This is a genomic window from Streptomyces echinatus (genome assembly GCF_014203595.1).
Taxonomy (GTDB): Bacteria; Actinomycetota; Actinomycetes; order Streptomycetales; family Streptomycetaceae; genus Streptomyces; species Streptomyces echinatus.
On sequence record NZ_JACHJK010000001.1, the window covers coordinates 610,604 to 624,615 of the forward strand.

The 14,012-nt window shown below is 72.0% G+C and carries 13 protein-coding genes; 7 read left to right on the forward strand and 6 right to left on the reverse strand.

From position 1 onward, the window contains the following. The first annotated feature begins 95 nt into the window (after positions 1-95). From FHS34_RS02635 to FHS34_RS02645, 3 genes are all read left to right on the forward strand, one after another. Entirely contained in the window at positions 96-791 is a 696-nt protein-coding gene (locus FHS34_RS02635; protein ID WP_184960099.1) for a TerB family tellurite resistance protein, read from the forward strand. Positions 792-928: 137 nt separating this feature from the next. Further along, entirely contained in the window at positions 929-2,191 is a 1,263-nt protein-coding gene (locus tag FHS34_RS02640) for a sialidase family protein (RefSeq protein ID WP_184960101.1), read from the forward strand. Between the two features lie 262 nt (positions 2,192-2,453). Then, positions 2,454-2,699, forward strand: a complete 246-nt coding sequence (locus tag FHS34_RS02645; protein WP_184960103.1) for a hypothetical protein — start codon at positions 2,454-2,456, stop codon at positions 2,697-2,699. Positions 2,700-2,893: 194 nt separating this feature from the next. Here FHS34_RS02645 and FHS34_RS02650 read toward each other — a convergent pair whose 3' ends face one another. From FHS34_RS02650 to FHS34_RS02670, 5 genes are read right to left on the reverse strand one after another with little or no spacing between them, the layout of a single operon-like run. Next, the gene (locus FHS34_RS02650; RefSeq protein WP_184960105.1) at positions 2,894-3,841 is read right to left on the reverse strand and encodes a dihydrodipicolinate synthase family protein; all 948 of its coding nucleotides are present in this window, start codon (positions 3,839-3,841) and stop codon (positions 2,894-2,896) included. Continuing rightward, positions 3,842-4,846, reverse strand: a complete 1,005-nt coding sequence (locus FHS34_RS02655; protein WP_184960107.1) for an oligopeptide/dipeptide ABC transporter ATP-binding protein — start codon at positions 4,844-4,846, stop codon at positions 3,842-3,844. After that, complete coding sequence (locus FHS34_RS02660; protein ID WP_184960109.1) at positions 4,843-6,819, reverse strand: dipeptide/oligopeptide/nickel ABC transporter permease/ATP-binding protein; 1,977 nt, start codon at positions 6,817-6,819, stop codon at positions 4,843-4,845. The genes FHS34_RS02655 and FHS34_RS02660 overlap by 4 nt, the downstream gene beginning before the upstream one ends. After that, positions 6,819-7,775, reverse strand: a complete 957-nt coding sequence (locus FHS34_RS02665) for an ABC transporter permease (protein ID WP_184960111.1) — start codon at positions 7,773-7,775, stop codon at positions 6,819-6,821. The genes FHS34_RS02660 and FHS34_RS02665 overlap by 1 nt, the downstream gene beginning before the upstream one ends. Before the next feature lie 4 nt (positions 7,776-7,779). After that, a complete protein-coding gene (locus FHS34_RS02670; RefSeq protein ID WP_184960113.1) occupies positions 7,780-9,402 on the reverse strand; it encodes an ABC transporter substrate-binding protein in 1,623 nt (540 codons plus the stop codon). Positions 9,403-10,114: 712 nt separating this feature from the next. Here FHS34_RS02670 and FHS34_RS02675 point away from each other — a divergent pair. The 4 genes from FHS34_RS02675 to FHS34_RS02690 are packed head-to-tail and all read left to right on the forward strand — an operon-like array spanning position 10,115 to position 13,348. After that, a complete protein-coding gene (locus FHS34_RS02675) occupies positions 10,115-10,330 on the forward strand; it encodes a hypothetical protein (protein ID WP_184961305.1) in 216 nt (71 codons plus the stop codon). 30 nt (positions 10,331-10,360) lie between these two features. Beyond that, positions 10,361-11,107 carry a DNA repair protein RecO gene (gene recO, locus FHS34_RS02680; RefSeq protein WP_184960115.1) on the forward strand — a complete coding sequence of 249 codons (747 nt, stop codon included), beginning with the start codon at positions 10,361-10,363 and terminating at the stop codon, positions 11,105-11,107. 26 nt (positions 11,108-11,133) lie between these two features. Next, positions 11,134-11,982, forward strand: a complete 849-nt coding sequence (locus FHS34_RS02685; RefSeq protein WP_184960117.1) for an isoprenyl transferase — start codon at positions 11,134-11,136, stop codon at positions 11,980-11,982. A gap of 40 nt (positions 11,983-12,022) precedes the next feature. After that, positions 12,023-13,348, forward strand: a complete 1,326-nt coding sequence (locus FHS34_RS02690) for a histidine-type phosphatase (protein ID WP_184960119.1) — start codon at positions 12,023-12,025, stop codon at positions 13,346-13,348. A 206-nt stretch (positions 13,349-13,554) separates the two neighbouring features. Here the strand turns inward: FHS34_RS02690 and FHS34_RS02695 are convergent, their stop codons facing one another. Beyond that, positions 13,555-13,971, reverse strand: coding sequence for a Fur family transcriptional regulator (locus tag FHS34_RS02695; protein ID WP_184960121.1), 417 nt, complete (start codon positions 13,969-13,971; stop codon positions 13,555-13,557). Between the last annotated feature and the right edge of the window lie 41 nt (positions 13,972-14,012).

Sequence of the window (14,012 nt, forward strand, 5' to 3'; positions counted from 1 at the left end):
GGAAAGGTCTCTTACGGGGTACTGACTCCGCCTCACTGATGTGGCTAACATCACGCCAGCGCGGCGATGTTGCCGCGCGGTTACGGAGGTGCGACGTGCTGCCAGTACGGGGACGAGACGGCCGTGCCACCAGGGCTGTGCGCATCCTGGGCATCCGCACCGCCTGGACATCCGTCGGGGACGGCGAGTTCTTCTGCCCCGGCTGCGGCGGCGACCGCAACTACCAGCGGCTCACCGGCCGCCGCAGGCTCACCCTGCTCGGCGTGCCCGTCCTGCCGCGCGGCACGACGGGACCGGTCGTCGAGTGCGCGGCCTGCCGGCACCACTTCGGCACCGAGGTCCTGGACCACCCCACCACCCGCCGGTTCTCCGCGATGCTCCGCGACGCCGTGCACACCGTCGCCCTCGCGGTGCTCGCCGCCGGCGGCACCGGATCCCGTACGGCCCTGGAGACGGCCGCCGGCGCGGTCCGCGCGGCCGGCTTCGCCGACTGCACCGAGGACCAGCTGGCCGCCCTGGTCGAGGCCCTCGCCGCCGACACCGGCCGGTACACGGAGCAGCCCTGCGGGGCCGGGCTGACCATAGAGCTGCACGAGGCACTGGACCCCCTCGCCCCGCACCTGGCCCCGGCCGGCCGCGAGTCCCTGCTCCTGCAGGCCGCCCGCATCGCCCTCGCCGACGGCCCCTACACCCCCGCCGAACGCGACGCCCTCGCCACCGTCGGCGCGGCCCTCACCATCTGCGCCGACGACGTGACCCGGCTGCTGGCCGCGGCCCGGACCCCGTCCTGACACCCCCGCGGAAGCGGCGCCGCACACGGGACACCCCCGCAGTAGCGCCCGCGATCCGGGACGCCCGGCGCCGGGACGTCCGCGGTTTCCCCCGGACGGAGTAAGGCCGCCCCGGGGATTGTGGGGAGCATCAGGGCGTGAATCCGCGCAGCCGCTCCCTGGTCACCAGCCTGGCGCTCCTCACCTCGCTCACCTCGCTCCCGGCGCGACAGCCCGCGCACGCCGCACCCGGCGCCGCACCGGGCGGCTGCGGCTCCTCCCTGCCGTACGTCTCCGGACAGGGCGGCTACGCCGTCTACCGCATCCCGGCCGTGGTGCGGACCCGGCACGGCACCGTCCTGGCCTTCGCCGAGGGCCGGCGCGGCGGCGCCGCGGACACCGGCCACATCGACGTCGTCCTGCGCCGCTCCACCGACGACGGCTGCACCTGGGGGCCGCTGACCGTGGTGTACGCCGGACGGGGAAACACCCGTGGCAACCCGGCGCCCGTCATCGACCCCCGCACCGGCGCCGTCGTCCTGGTGACCTGCGGCAACGACGGAGCCGTGACCGAGGCGCAGATCATGCGCGGCGAGGCAGCACCGGGGCGGGGCCGCCGGGTGTTCGTGCAGCGCAGCTGGGACGACGGCCGGCGCTTCACGGCCCCCCAGGACATCACGGCCGAGGTGACCCGGCCGGGCTGGCGCTGGTACGCCACCGGCCCCGGCCACGCGGTCGCGCTCACCCGGGGCCCGCACTCCGGCCGCCTGCTGATCCCCGCCAACCACTCCGCCGCCCCGCCCGCGGGATCCCCCGACACCGGCCGGGAGGCCAGGTACTACGGCGGCCACGCCCTCTACAGCGACGACGGCGGCCGCAACTGGCACCTCGGTTTCGTGGACGCCGGATACGACGGGGTGACCAACGCCAACGAGACCAGCGCCGCCCAGCTCCCCGACGGCCGTGTCTACTTCGGCTCCCGCGACCAGAACGGCACCGCCCCCGGCAACCGCCTCGACACCTACTCCAGCGACGGCGGCCGCACCCTGGACCGCCCCTATGCCGTCCAGCCCGCCCTGAACGCCGTCCCCGTCGTCCAGGGCAGCGTCCTGCAGCCCCACGGCCCCGGCGCGCCCCTGCTGTTCTCCGCACCCTCCGTGCCGACCGCCCGCCGCGCCCTGGCCCTCTGGTCCAGCACGGACGCCGGCCGCACCTTCACCGCGCTCGGCACCCTCACCCCCCGCCCGGCCGCCTACTCCGACCTCGTCCAGCTTCCCCGCGACTTGATCGGCGTCCTCTACGAGACCGGCGAGCACGGCCCGTACGAGACCCTGGAGTTCCGCAGAATCCGTCTGCGCCAGGGCCTCTCGTTCGGATCGCGCTGGGCTCGCGGGTCCTGGCACCGCCCTCCCACTGCCTGAACGGCGTGAAGGGCCCCATCCCCGAGCCGCTGCCCGCGGCGGGGCGCCGCGCACCATGGCACGCCGGAGCAGTGACGGGGCCGGGGCCCTCGTCGGTGCCGCTCGGCCGCGGGAAAGAGGCCGGCAGGACGGTTCGAGGCCGGGGCCGCCCTCGGATGGCTCCCCCGGTGAGCGCGGTGGGAGATGTCGATCTAGCCTCCGAAATGAGCGCACTTATCGGATCTTTGACGATGCGCTCCCACACCCGACTCAAGGAGGAGACATGCGCAAGCTTCGCAAGGCCGCTGTTGCGGCCGTCCTCATCGGTGGCGTGAGCCTCATGGGCGTCGGCCCCGCCACCGCCGCGGCAGGTGGCGGCGGCGGTGGGTGCAAGTCCCACGACATGAACATCGACATTCTCGGCGAGGTCGGCATCCTCAACGGCCTGGGCGGAAACCTGCTGAACGGCGAGGGCAGCCCGGGCGCGCAGTTCACCGACATCGGTTCCGAATGCGGTCACGGCTGGTAGCCGCGCCGCGTAACGCACGGATCCGGGTCTCGGCACCCGTGCCGTAGCGCCCGTCCAGCTGTTGTGGCAGCCTGCGTTCGTCTCGGAGTGGATGCGGAAGGCCCCGGACCCTTACCGGTCCGGGGCCTTCCGGCGCGTTGCCGTCGCCGACGGAGCGGCTCCGGCGCCGGTGATCGCGGCGCCGGTGGGTGGCTTCAGCGCCGGTGGGTGCCGACGCCGAGCAGCCCGGCCGCGGCCAGGAACTTGCCGACCCGCTCGACCTCCTCGCCGGACAGCGGCACCTGCGGCTCGGCGGTCACCGGGCAGTCGATGACACCGCGCAGATGCAGCGCCGCCTTGAACGCCCCGAGCGCCGCCGAGCTGCCGCCCATCCGCGCCGGAGCGCCGACGCCGACGATCCCGAACAGGGCACACAGCCGCTCCTGTTCGGTCCGCGCGCCCTCCCAGTCGCCCGCCCGGCACTGGCGGTAGAGGCGCACATAGCCGTGCGGGTCGACGTTGGCCAGACCCGGCACCGCCCCGTCGGCCCCCAGCGCCAGCGCGGAGTCGGCGATCAGCTCGGAGCCGGTCAGCACACTGAACCCGGGGTGCGCACGGGCACCCGTGACGATCTCCCGGAAGGCCGCCAGATCACCGCTGGAGTCCTTGATCCCGGCCAGCACGCCGTCCCCGGCGAGCCCCAGCACCAGATCGGCGGGCAGCTTGGTGTGCACGGCGACGGGAATGTCGTAGGCGATCACCGGGACCGGGCTGGCGGCCGCGATCCGGCGGTAGTGGTGGACGATCTCCGAGGGATGGGTGCGGGCGTAGAACGGGGCCGTGACCACGACCGCCCGCGCGCCCGCCGCGGCGACGGCCGAGACGTGCTCCAGGACCCGCGGGGTCGTCATGTCGATGGCGCCCGCCAGGACGGGCAGCTGACCGCCCACGTGCCCGGCGACGGCCTCCACCACCCGCCTGCGCTGCCCGTCCGTCAGGAAGGCCGCCTCCGAGGTCGACCCGAGCAGGAACAACCCGTGCACCCCGGCCTCCACCAGGAAGTCCACCAGGCGCAGCAGCGAGGGCACGTCCACCTCGCGGTCCGGCGTCAGGGGCGTGCAGACGGGCGGGACGACACCGGTGAGGGGGGCGGGGAAGGTCATTCAGGGCTCCTGGCGAGCTAGGTCTCGGGTCGATGTGTCCTCCTCCACAGGATGGTGACAACGGTAGCGGTGTCCGGGCTGCGACGCGGCCGAGAAGTCCGGCATCACCCGGGCGCACACCTCGTCGGCCTTCCAGCAGCGGGTCCGGAACGGACAGCCGCTCGGCGGCCGGGTCGCCGAGGGCACGGGCCCGGTCAGCGGAATCGGCTCGACCGGGTCCAGCAGGCCGGGCGTGGCCGAGAACAGGGCCCGCGTGTAGGGATGCCGGGCGCCATCGGTGACCCGGCCGGCCGGGGTCTCCTCCACGATCCGCCCGAGATACATGGTGATCACCCGGTCGCTCATCCGCCGCACGGTCTGGATGTCGTGCGAGACGAACACCAGGGCGAGACCGAGGCGTTCCTTCAGATCGAGCAGCAGGTTGAGGATCTGCGCCCGGACCGAGACGTCCAGGGCGCTGGTCGGCTCGTCGGCGACGACCAGGGCCGGGTCCAGGGCGAGCGCCCGGGCGATGGCCACACGCTGCCGCTGCCCGCCCGAGAGCTGCCCCGGCAGGGCGTCGGCGAGCGCCCGGGGCAGGCCCACGAGATCCATCAACTCCCGCACCCGCTCCTCCCGTGCGGACCGGGTACCACGCCGGTGGACGTCCAGCGGGTCACGCAGCACACGGCGGACCGTCAGCCGGCGGTTCAGGGCGGTCGACGGGTCCTGGAAGACCAGACCGGTGCCCGCGCCCACCGTCGCCCGGCGCTCGGCCGGCGGCATCGCCCACAGGTCCCGGCCCCCGAACGTCACCGTCCCCGAGACCGGCCGCTCGATGCCCACCAGCACCTTCGCCAGCGTCGACTTCCCGCACCCCGACTCGCCGACCACACCGACCGTCTCCCCGGCCGCGACCGACAGATCGGCGCCGGTCAGGGCGTACACCCGGTCCCGCCGGAACAGGCCGCCGCTGCGCGCCTTGTGCACGACGTGCGCGTCCCGCACCTCCACCACAGCGGTCACTGCAGGGCCTCCTCGCTCTCCGCGGACGTCGGCTCCACCGCCGGACGGTGGCAGGCGGCCGTGTGCGTGGGCGTGCCCACGAGCACCGGCGCGGTCGCGTGGCACACCTCGACGGCGAGCGGACAGCGGTCGGCGAACCGGCAGCCCGCCGGGAAGTCGGCGGGAGCCGGCACGACCCCCTTGATCTGCGTCATCCGCTCCTCGGCCGACTCCAGCGAGAGCACACTGCCGAGCAGCCCGCGCGTGTAGTGGTGGGCCGGTGCCGCCACCAGGTCCGCGGTCACCCCGGCCTCCACGATCTGCCCGCCGTACATCACCACCACCCGGTCGGTGACGTCGGCGACCAGCGCCAGGTCGTGCGAGACCAGGATCAGCGCGAAACCCAGCTCCGCCCGCAGCCTCAGCAGCAGCTCCATGACCTGCGCCTGCACGGTGACGTCCAGGGCCGTGGTCGGCTCGTCGGCGACGATCAGCTTCGGGTCGCGGGACAGGGCCATCGCGATCAGCACCCGCTGGCGCTGCCCGCCGGACAGCTCGTGCGGATAACTGCGCAGGGTGCGCTCCGGATCCAGCCCGACCAGCGACATCAGCTCCCGCGGGCTGCGGCGGCCACCGCGCCGGACGAGCTGCTTCAGCTGGGCGCGGACGGTCATGGCCGGATTCAGCGAGGACAGGGCGTCCTGGTAGACCATGGCCATCTCATGGCCCAGCAGCCGCCGCCGCACCCGCATCGGCTCGGCGAGCAGATCCCGCTGCCGGAACCGCACCCGGCCGCTGATCCGGGCACCCTTCGGCGCCAGACCCATGACCGTGAGCGCGGTCAGCGACTTGCCACAGCCCGACTCGCCCACCAGACCGAGCACTTCGCCCGGGTACACCTCGAAACCGACCCCGGCCACGATGTCCACGCCCCGGTGCCGGTCCGGGAAACCGATGGCGAGGTTCTCCACGGCCAGCACCGGCTGCCCGGACCGGTCGGGCAGCGGCCGCGCCCGGGAACGCAACCGCCGGGCGGCCTCGCCGAGCCCGGGCAGCGCGAGCACCTCGCCGGTACCGGGCTCGGGCGCCTGGAGCCGGTCCTCCGGCGCCCGCACCTCCCTCGGGGCGGGCGCCGCCCACGCGTCCGACACACCCTCGGAGAGGACGTTCAGCGACAGCACGGTGAGCAGGATCAGCAGTCCCGGGAACACGGTCGCCCACCAGCCGCCGGTCAGCACCATGTTCTTGCCGTCGGCGATCACACTGCCCCAGGAGGGGTCCGGGGGCCGGACACCCGCGCCGATGAAGGACAGCGACGCCTCGAAGACGATGGCCTCGGCGACCTGGACCGTGCAGAACACCAGCACTGGCGCGGCACAGTTGACGGCCACGTGCCGCAGCACGATGTGCGGGGTGCGCGCCCCGATCACCCGCTCCGCCGTGACGTAGTCCTCGCCGTACTGATCCAGCACGTTGGCCCGTACGACGCGGGCCACCGGCGGCGTGAACAGGAAGGCGATGGCGAGGATCAGCACACCGATCCCGCCGCCGAACACGGCGACCAGCACGGCCGCGAGCGCGATCCCCGGGAACGCCATCACCACGTCCAGGCAGCGCATCAGCGTCTCGTCGACCGCCTTGCGGGAGGTGGCGGCGAGCGCCCCGAGGAGGGCGCCGACGACGAGCGCGAGCGTGGTCGCGCCCAGCCCGATCGCCAGCGACCACCGGGCGCCGTACATCAGCCGGCTCAGGACGTCCCGGCCCAGGCTGTCCTGCCCCATCCAGTGCGCGGCGGACGGCGCCCCGGTCCCGCCGGCCGGGTCCTGCTGGTCGAGCGGATCGTCCGGGGCGAGGACCGGGGCGAGTACGGCCACGAGGACGACGAGGGCCAGGAAGCAGAGGGCGACCCTGGACAGCAGCGGCAGCCGGCGCGGCCCGCGCAGCCGGACGCCCGGCCGCGACAGCCGCTCGGCGAGACTCGCGCGCGTGACCATCAGCCCGCCCTCAGTCGTGGGTTGACCAGCAGATACAGGATGTCGATGACCAGGTTGACGACGACGAAGCCGGTGGCCGTCGTCAGGACGACCCCCTGCACGACGGCCGGGTCGCCGTTCTTCACGGCGTCGATCATCAGCTTGCCCATGCCGGGCAGCGAGAAGATCGTCTCGATCACGACCGCGCCGCCGAGCAGATAGCCGACCCGCAGACCGAGCACGGTCAGCGGATTGACCAGGGCGTTGCGCAGCACGTTCCGCCCGACGACGACCCGGGGCGGCAGCCCGCTCCCGACGGCCGTACGGACGTAGTCCTTGTCCAGCTCCTCCACCACGGAGGTCCTGACGATCCGGGTCAGCTGGGCGGCGACCGGCAGGGACAGGGCGAAGGCGGGCAGGGCCATGGTCTTCAGCCAGCCGGTGACGGAGTCGGCGGGATTGATGTAGCCGCCGGTCGGGAACCAGCCCCGGTCCACCGCCAGGTACTGGATCATCAGCAGCGCCAGCCAGAACCCCGGCGCGGCGACCCCGACCAGCGAGACGACCCGGATGACCTGGTCCGGCAGCCGGTCCCGGTACACCGCCGCCGTCACCCCGCCGGCCAGCGCCAGCACGACCGCGAGGGCCAGGCCGAGGAAGGTCAGCTGGAGGGTGAGCGGCAGGGCGGTGGTGACCTGGTCCACCACCGGGGCACGGGTGAGGGCGCTGATGCCGAGGTCGCCGTGGAGGAGATCACCGACGAAGTGGACGTACCGCACCGGCAGCGGGTCCAGCAGCCCGTTCTCCTCCCGGAAGTCGTGCAGCTGCCGCGGGGTCGGATTGGCGCCCTGGAAGAACGCGGACGCCGGGTCGACGTCCGAGAACCGCATCACCAGGAACACGAACAGCACGATGCCGAGGAGCAGCGGCACGAGCAGGGCGACCCGGCGGAGCAGGATCCGTACGACGGTCGTCATACCGTCAGATCCACTGGGCCTGGAGGAGGTTGACGCCCGGATACGGCTGGGCCCTTATCCCGCTGAGCTTGCGCGCGTCCCAGGCGGTCATCAGCTCGTTGTGGACGACCGGATAGAGCACGGCCTGCTCCGCGACGACGTCGATGTAGTCCTGGACCATCGCCCTCTTCTTCGCGGGGTCCGGCTCCCGGGTCGCCCGGTCCATGTCCTTGAAGAGCTGCCTGGCCACCGGGTCGCCGGCCCACCGCGTGTACTGCATCCACAGGTTCTCGGGCCCGTAGTTGTAGTGCATGATCAGATCGGCGTCGAGCCCGAACTGGTTCGGGTTGGAGGCCGCCGCCACCACCTGGTAGTCCTGCTTCTGGTCCATCTTGGTGAACACGGCCGTGGTCTCCTGCGGCGACAGCGTGGTCCGCACGCCGATCGCGTCCCAGGAGGACTTGATGGTCGGCAGGCAGTCCACGATCCAGCTGACGTTGACCGCGAGGATCTCGACCTTCAGGTCACTCACGCCGGCGGCCTTCAGCAGCGCCTTGGCCTTGGCGGGGTCGTAGCCGTAGACGGTCCCGGCCCGCCGGTAGCTCGGATTGCCCTCGTCGAGGAACGAGGACGCGGGCCTCCCGTGCCCCTTCAGCGCGACCCGCACCATCTTCTCCGTGTCGATCGCGTAGTGCAGGGCCTGACGCACCCGGACGTCGTCGAAGGGCTTGTGCCGGGTGTTGAACATCAGGAAGAGGTTGTTCATCCCGGCGCCGCCGGCCACCTTCAGCCCGCCCTGCTCCAGCCGCGTGATGTTGGCGTAGGGGATGTTGTCGGCGATCTGCGCGCCCGCACCGGTCCCGGAGATCTTCGCCACACGCGGGGCCGCGTCCACGATGGTCAGCCAGTTCATGCGCTTGAAGGCCGGCTTGCGGGGGCCGTTGTAGCCGGCGAACGCCTCGAAGGTGGTGTTCGACTTCGGGTGGTGCGCGGTCTGCCGGTACGGTCCCGAACCCACGGCCAGACCCTTGATCGCGTCATCCCAGGCGCCGGGCGCGGAGAAGACGTGCTTCGGCATGATCTTGGCCAGGGTGAGCCGGGAGAGCCCGTCCGGGAAGGGGAACTTGAGCACCAGCTCGACGGTGCGGGCGTCGACCTTGCGCACGGAGCCCAGCCAGGAGGTGAAGAACCCCTTGGCGAGGGTCTGGGTCTTCGGGTCCAGGATCCGGTCGAAGACGAACACGACGTCGTCGGCGGTGACGGGCTTGCCGTCGTGGAAGGTGGCACCCGGGCGGAGCGTGAAACGCCAGGTGGTGGCGCTCGCGTCCTTCGGCACCTCGGTGCCGAGCGCCGGATAAGGAGCCCGGGTGATCGGGTCGGTGTCCAGCAGCCCCTCGTAGATGTGGTTGTTGGCGGCCATCGCGAACGCCGACGCGGTCTGGGTCGGGTCCCAGCTGCCGTCGTTGCCGTAGCCGATCACTGCGGTCAGCGTCCGGTTCTTGCCGCTGCCCCCGTCGCCGGTGTCATTGGTCGACTCCGGCCCGGCGGAACAGCCCGCCACCAGCGCGCCCGCACCCAGCGCCCCGGCACCCTTCAGCAACGACCGGCGGCGCGGTGCCGGTACGTCGGGCTTCACGTCATCGCGCACGGGTCCTCCAGCGGGGGTGGGAGGGGGAGGGGTGAGATACGACGTCCTACGTCCTACGTCCGGTCGGTAGCGCGACCATAGGAGGGGCCGTGGGGGCGGTCAAGACGGCACACACGAATGGCGTAGGCGCCAGAGGTCGGGCCAATGGGGGTGGTGGGGGTGGGAGCGGCGGGGCTGACGGGGGGTGCCGTTGGGTTGTGGGGTTCTTTCGCCCGGCGGTGTTGGTGTGGTTGGTGTGCCAGCTCTGTGCGTGGTCCGCCGTTCTGAGCTGGGGCATGGGGAGGTGCTCGGGTGGTCCTCTGGCGCGAATCTGCCAATCGCTCCCCGATCGCCGGCGCAGGGCCGTCCTTGCGTCCTCCGTCGTGCCGGCGTGGTCAATGCATGTGGGGGGTCGGGCAGTTGTAGGGCGCAGGTGTCTGTTGAGTTTAGACGCGGAGCGTCACTCTGGGTGTACGAAGCGTGAAATTCGCGAGGGGAGGGGAGCAGGGGGGAGGCGCGAACGTGGCGCCCGGGCGGCGCTGTCTGGCGAAGAGGCGGAGGGAATGTTGAGGGAATCGCGGTCGGGTCTGGAAGCAGTCGGCGCCATTTCCGGGTCACCGGGGGTCGGGTCGGGGAGGGTGGTGTCCGAGGTGGCGTCCTTGCTCGGGGGGTCCAGGCGCTGTCCCGGCGTGAGCGTCCGTCGGCTCGTGGCCGCGCCGGTGGGGGTGGCGTGGTGAAGCCCCCCGTCGGGAGTCATGTGATGGACACCCATACCGGCAAGGTCGGTATCGTCATGGGGCACGAGGGGCCGTACGTGCAGTTGAGACCGTACGGGGGCGGGCGGGAGTGGGACGCCGAGCCGGGCGTGCTGCGCAGTGCGACCGCCGCCGAGCGGCTGAGCGCGGCGACCGCGTACGCCAACGCCCGCAGTCGCGGAGAGGCTCTCTAGCCGCTCCGGGCATGGGCGAGAATGGTGGGCATGAGTCTGTTCCGCGACGACGGCATCGTGCTGCGCACCCAGAAGCTGGGTGAGGCGGACCGGATCATCACGCTGCTCACGCGCGGTCACGGGCGGGTACGCGCCGTGGCGCGCGGGGTGCGGCGCACCAAGTCGAAGTTCGGGGCCCGGCTGGAGCCCTTCTCCCACGTCGACGTGCAGTTCTTCGCGCGCGGGAGCGAACTGGTCGGGCGCGGGCTGCCGCTGTGCACACAGAGCGAGACGATCGCTCCGTACGGTGGCGGGATCGTCACCGACTACGCGCGGTACACCGCCGGTACGGCCATGCTGGAGACGGCCGAGCGGTTCACCGATCATGAGGGCGAGCCGGCCGTCCAGCAGTACCTGCTGCTGGTCGGGGGGCTGCGGACGCTCGCCCGGGGCGAGCACGCGCCCCACCTCGTCCTCGACGCCTTTCTGCTGCGCTCCCTGGCCGTCAACGGGTACGCGCCCAGCTTCGGCGACTGCGCGAAGTGCGGGATGCCCGGCCCGAACCGTTTCTTCTCGGTCGCCTCCGGCGGTTCCGTCTGCGTCGACTGCCGGGTGCCCGGCAGCGTCGTACCGTCCCCGCAGACCCTGGTACTGCTCGGGGCGCTGCTTACGGGAGACTGGGAGACGGCGGACACGTGCGAGGCGCGGTACGTCCGCGAGGGCAGCGGGCTGGTGTCCGCCTACCTGCACTGGCATCTGGAGCGCGGGCTGCGCTCCCTCCGGTACGTAGAGAAGTAGTTCACGGTCGAGGAGACGAGAAGCAGATGGTCGTACGCGGGATCCTGGGGCGCCAGCGGCGCGAGTACAAGGCGCCGGAGCCGCACCCGTCCGGTGCCCGCGCACCCAAGCTCCCGGGTGAGCTGGTGCCGAACCACGTCGCGATCGTCATGGACGGCAACGGGCGGTGGGCGAAGGAGCGCGGTCTGCCGCGCACCGAGGGGCACAAGGTCGGTGCCGAGCGGGTGCTGGACGTGCTCCAGGGCTCGATCGAGATGGGTGTGCGCAACATCTCCCTGTACGCCTTCTCCACCGAGAACTGGAAGCGGTCGCCCGACGAGGTCCGTTTCCTGATGAACTTCAACCGCGACTTCATCCGCAAGACGAGGGACCGGCTCGACGAGCTCGGGATCCGGGTGCGCTGGGTGGGCCGTATGCCCAAGCTGTGGAAGTCGGTCGCCAAGGAGCTCCAGGTCGCGCAGGAGCAGACCAAGGGCAACGACCTGCTCACCCTGTACTTCTGCATGAACTACGGCGGGCGCGCGGAGATCGCCGACGCGGCGCAGCGGATGGCCGAGGACGTGAAGGCCGGCCGGCTCGACCCGTCCAAGGTGTCCGAGAAGACCATCCAGAAGTACCTGTACTACCCGGACATGCCGGACGTCGACCTGTTCCTGCGCCCGAGCGGTGAGCAGCGCACCTCCAACTACCTGCTCTGGCAGAGCGCTTACGCCGAGATGGTCTTCCAGGACGTGCTGTGGCCCGACTTCGACCGCCGTGACCTGTGGCGGGCCTGCATGGAGTACGCCTCCCGGGACCGGCGTTTCGGCGGGGCCGTCCCGAACGAGGAACTGATGGCCATGGAAGCCGCCATGAAGGGTGATTCCACCTCCTAGCCATCGTGGGTTCATGCGGGCCGCCGAGGATGCGGGACTCATGAGACGTCTCACCCCTGTCCTCGCCCTCGGCGCCCTGCTGCTCGCCGCGCTGCCCGCGCACGCCGCCGACGGCCCCGCGCACCGCGAGAGTTACGGCACCAAGGCGCCGTACTCCCCTGTGCAGAACCCGCGTGGCTACCAGAAGGCCCCGGCCGGTTTCGTTCCCGTCTTCACCGAGAACGTCTCCCGGCACGGGTCCCGGGCGGCCACCGACAGCGAGGACGGGGACCTGATCCTCGCGCTGTGGGACAAGGCCGAGTCGGAGGGTCAACTCACCCGCAGGGGCGAGGAGTTCGGGCCGAAGGTGCGGGCTCTGCAGGCCGCCATGGCGAAGGTCGGCTACGGCAACCTCAGCGGGCGCGGCCGGCAGGAGCTGGCGGCGGCCGCCGTGCGCATGGAGCGGCGGCTGCCGTCGCTGTTCGCGAAGATCGCCGACGACGGGGAGAGGATCGACGTCGTCAGCTCCGGGCAGGGCCGGGCCGTCGGCAGCGGTACCGAGTTCGCGGACGCGCTCGCCGGTGCCGCCCCCGAGCTGAAGCCGCTGATCGGGCCGGGCCGGACCGACAAGGACCTGCTGTACTTCCACAAGTCGGCGGGCGGGGCCGCCTACCGTGAGTACATCGAGAACGACCAGCGCCTCAAGGACACCCTGAAGGGCATCACCGGCCAGGCCAGGACGCGTGAGGCCGCCCGGTGCGTGCTGCGGAAGATCTTCGAGGAGTCCTTCGTCGAGCGGATCGACGACCAGGTGGGCGCCGCCCAGGCCGTCTACAACCTGTACGCCATCGCCCCGGCGATGAGCGAGGAGAGCCCGGACGGCGGGGGCTGGGGCATGGAGCGCTACATCTCCCCTGCGGACGCGGCCTGGTTCGGCTATCTGTCCGACGCGGAGGACTTCTACGAGAAGGGTCCGGGGTTCCTGGACAGCGACATCACGTACAAGATGGCGGACGTGCTCCTGGACGACTTCTTCAAGCAGGTCGAGGCCAAGCGGGACGGCACCGGCGGCCTCGGCGCCGAACTCCGCTTCACGCACGCCGAGGAGATCATTCCGCTGGCCGCGCTGATGGGGCTGCCGGGCAGCACGCGGCCTGCGGCGCCGGGGGAGGCGTACACGTACGCCGACAACCCGTGGCGGGGCGCCTCCGTGGCTCCCCTGGGTGCCAACATCCAGTGGGACGTCTTCCGCAAGGGCGACCGCTATCTGGTCCGCATGCTCTACAACGAGAAGGAGACGGCCTTCAAGACGGGGTGCCGTCCCGTCGCGAAGGGCAGCACGTTCTACGACCTGAACGAACTGGAGCGCTGCTTCGGCCGAGGCTGAGCGAAGGGGGCGAGGGGCCAAGGGGCTGGGAGGCCAAGGGGCCGGGGCCCGGTGGTGGCCGGGTGGGGGGCGCTTGCCCGCGTTGGCGGGGTGCCGCTGCGCCCACCCGTGCCGCCCCAGCGGCACGACTGCCCGCAACGGCGGCGGCGCATGGCACGACGGACGGTGCCGCAACCCCCTGGGGGCGCGGGGAACTGCGCGATCAGTCAGTCGGTCTTCGCCGCGCAGTCCGCGCACGTGCCGAAGATCTCCACCGTGTGGGCCACGTTGACGTAGCCGTGTTCCGCGGCGATGGCCTCCGCCCACTTCTCCACCGCCGGGCCCTCCACCTCCACCGCCTTGCCGCAGGTGCGGCAGACCAGGTGGTGGTGGTGTTCGCCGGTCGAGCAGCGGCGGTAGACCGACTCCCCGTCGGACGTGCGCAGGACGTCGACCTCGCCGGCCTCGGCGAGGGACTGCAGGGTGCGGTAGACCGTGGTCAGACCGACGGAGTCGCCCTTGTGCTTGAGCATGTCGTGCAAGTCCTGCGCGCTGCGGAACTCGTCGACCTCGTCCAGGGCCGCCGCCACGGCTGCACGCTGGCGGGTCGCGCGGCCCTTCACGGGCGGTCCAGCGGTCGTCACCGTTGCCTCCTCACGTCTGGCGTCTGCCGGGCCATTGTGCC

What these genes read in the sequence shown, in the direction of transcription:
- FHS34_RS02645 (WP_184960103.1), top strand. Translation starts at nt 2,454, where the DNA reads ATGCGCAAGCTTCGCAAGGCCGCTGTTGCGGCCGTCCTCATCGGTGGC.
- FHS34_RS02650 (WP_184960105.1), bottom strand. Translation starts at nt 3,841, where the DNA reads ATGACCTTCCCCGCCCCCCTCACCGGTGTCGTCCCGCCCGTCTGCACG.
- FHS34_RS02660 (WP_184960109.1), bottom strand. Translation starts at nt 6,819, where the DNA reads ATGGTCACGCGCGCGAGTCTCGCCGAGCGGCTGTCGCGGCCGGGCGTC.
- FHS34_RS02665 (WP_184960111.1), bottom strand. Translation starts at nt 7,775, where the DNA reads ATGACGACCGTCGTACGGATCCTGCTCCGCCGGGTCGCCCTGCTCGTG.
- recO (WP_184960115.1), top strand. Translation starts at nt 10,361, where the DNA reads ATGAGTCTGTTCCGCGACGACGGCATCGTGCTGCGCACCCAGAAGCTG.
- FHS34_RS02685 (WP_184960117.1), top strand. Translation starts at nt 11,134, where the DNA reads ATGGTCGTACGCGGGATCCTGGGGCGCCAGCGGCGCGAGTACAAGGCG.
- FHS34_RS02690 (WP_184960119.1), top strand. Translation starts at nt 12,023, where the DNA reads ATGAGACGTCTCACCCCTGTCCTCGCCCTCGGCGCCCTGCTGCTCGCC.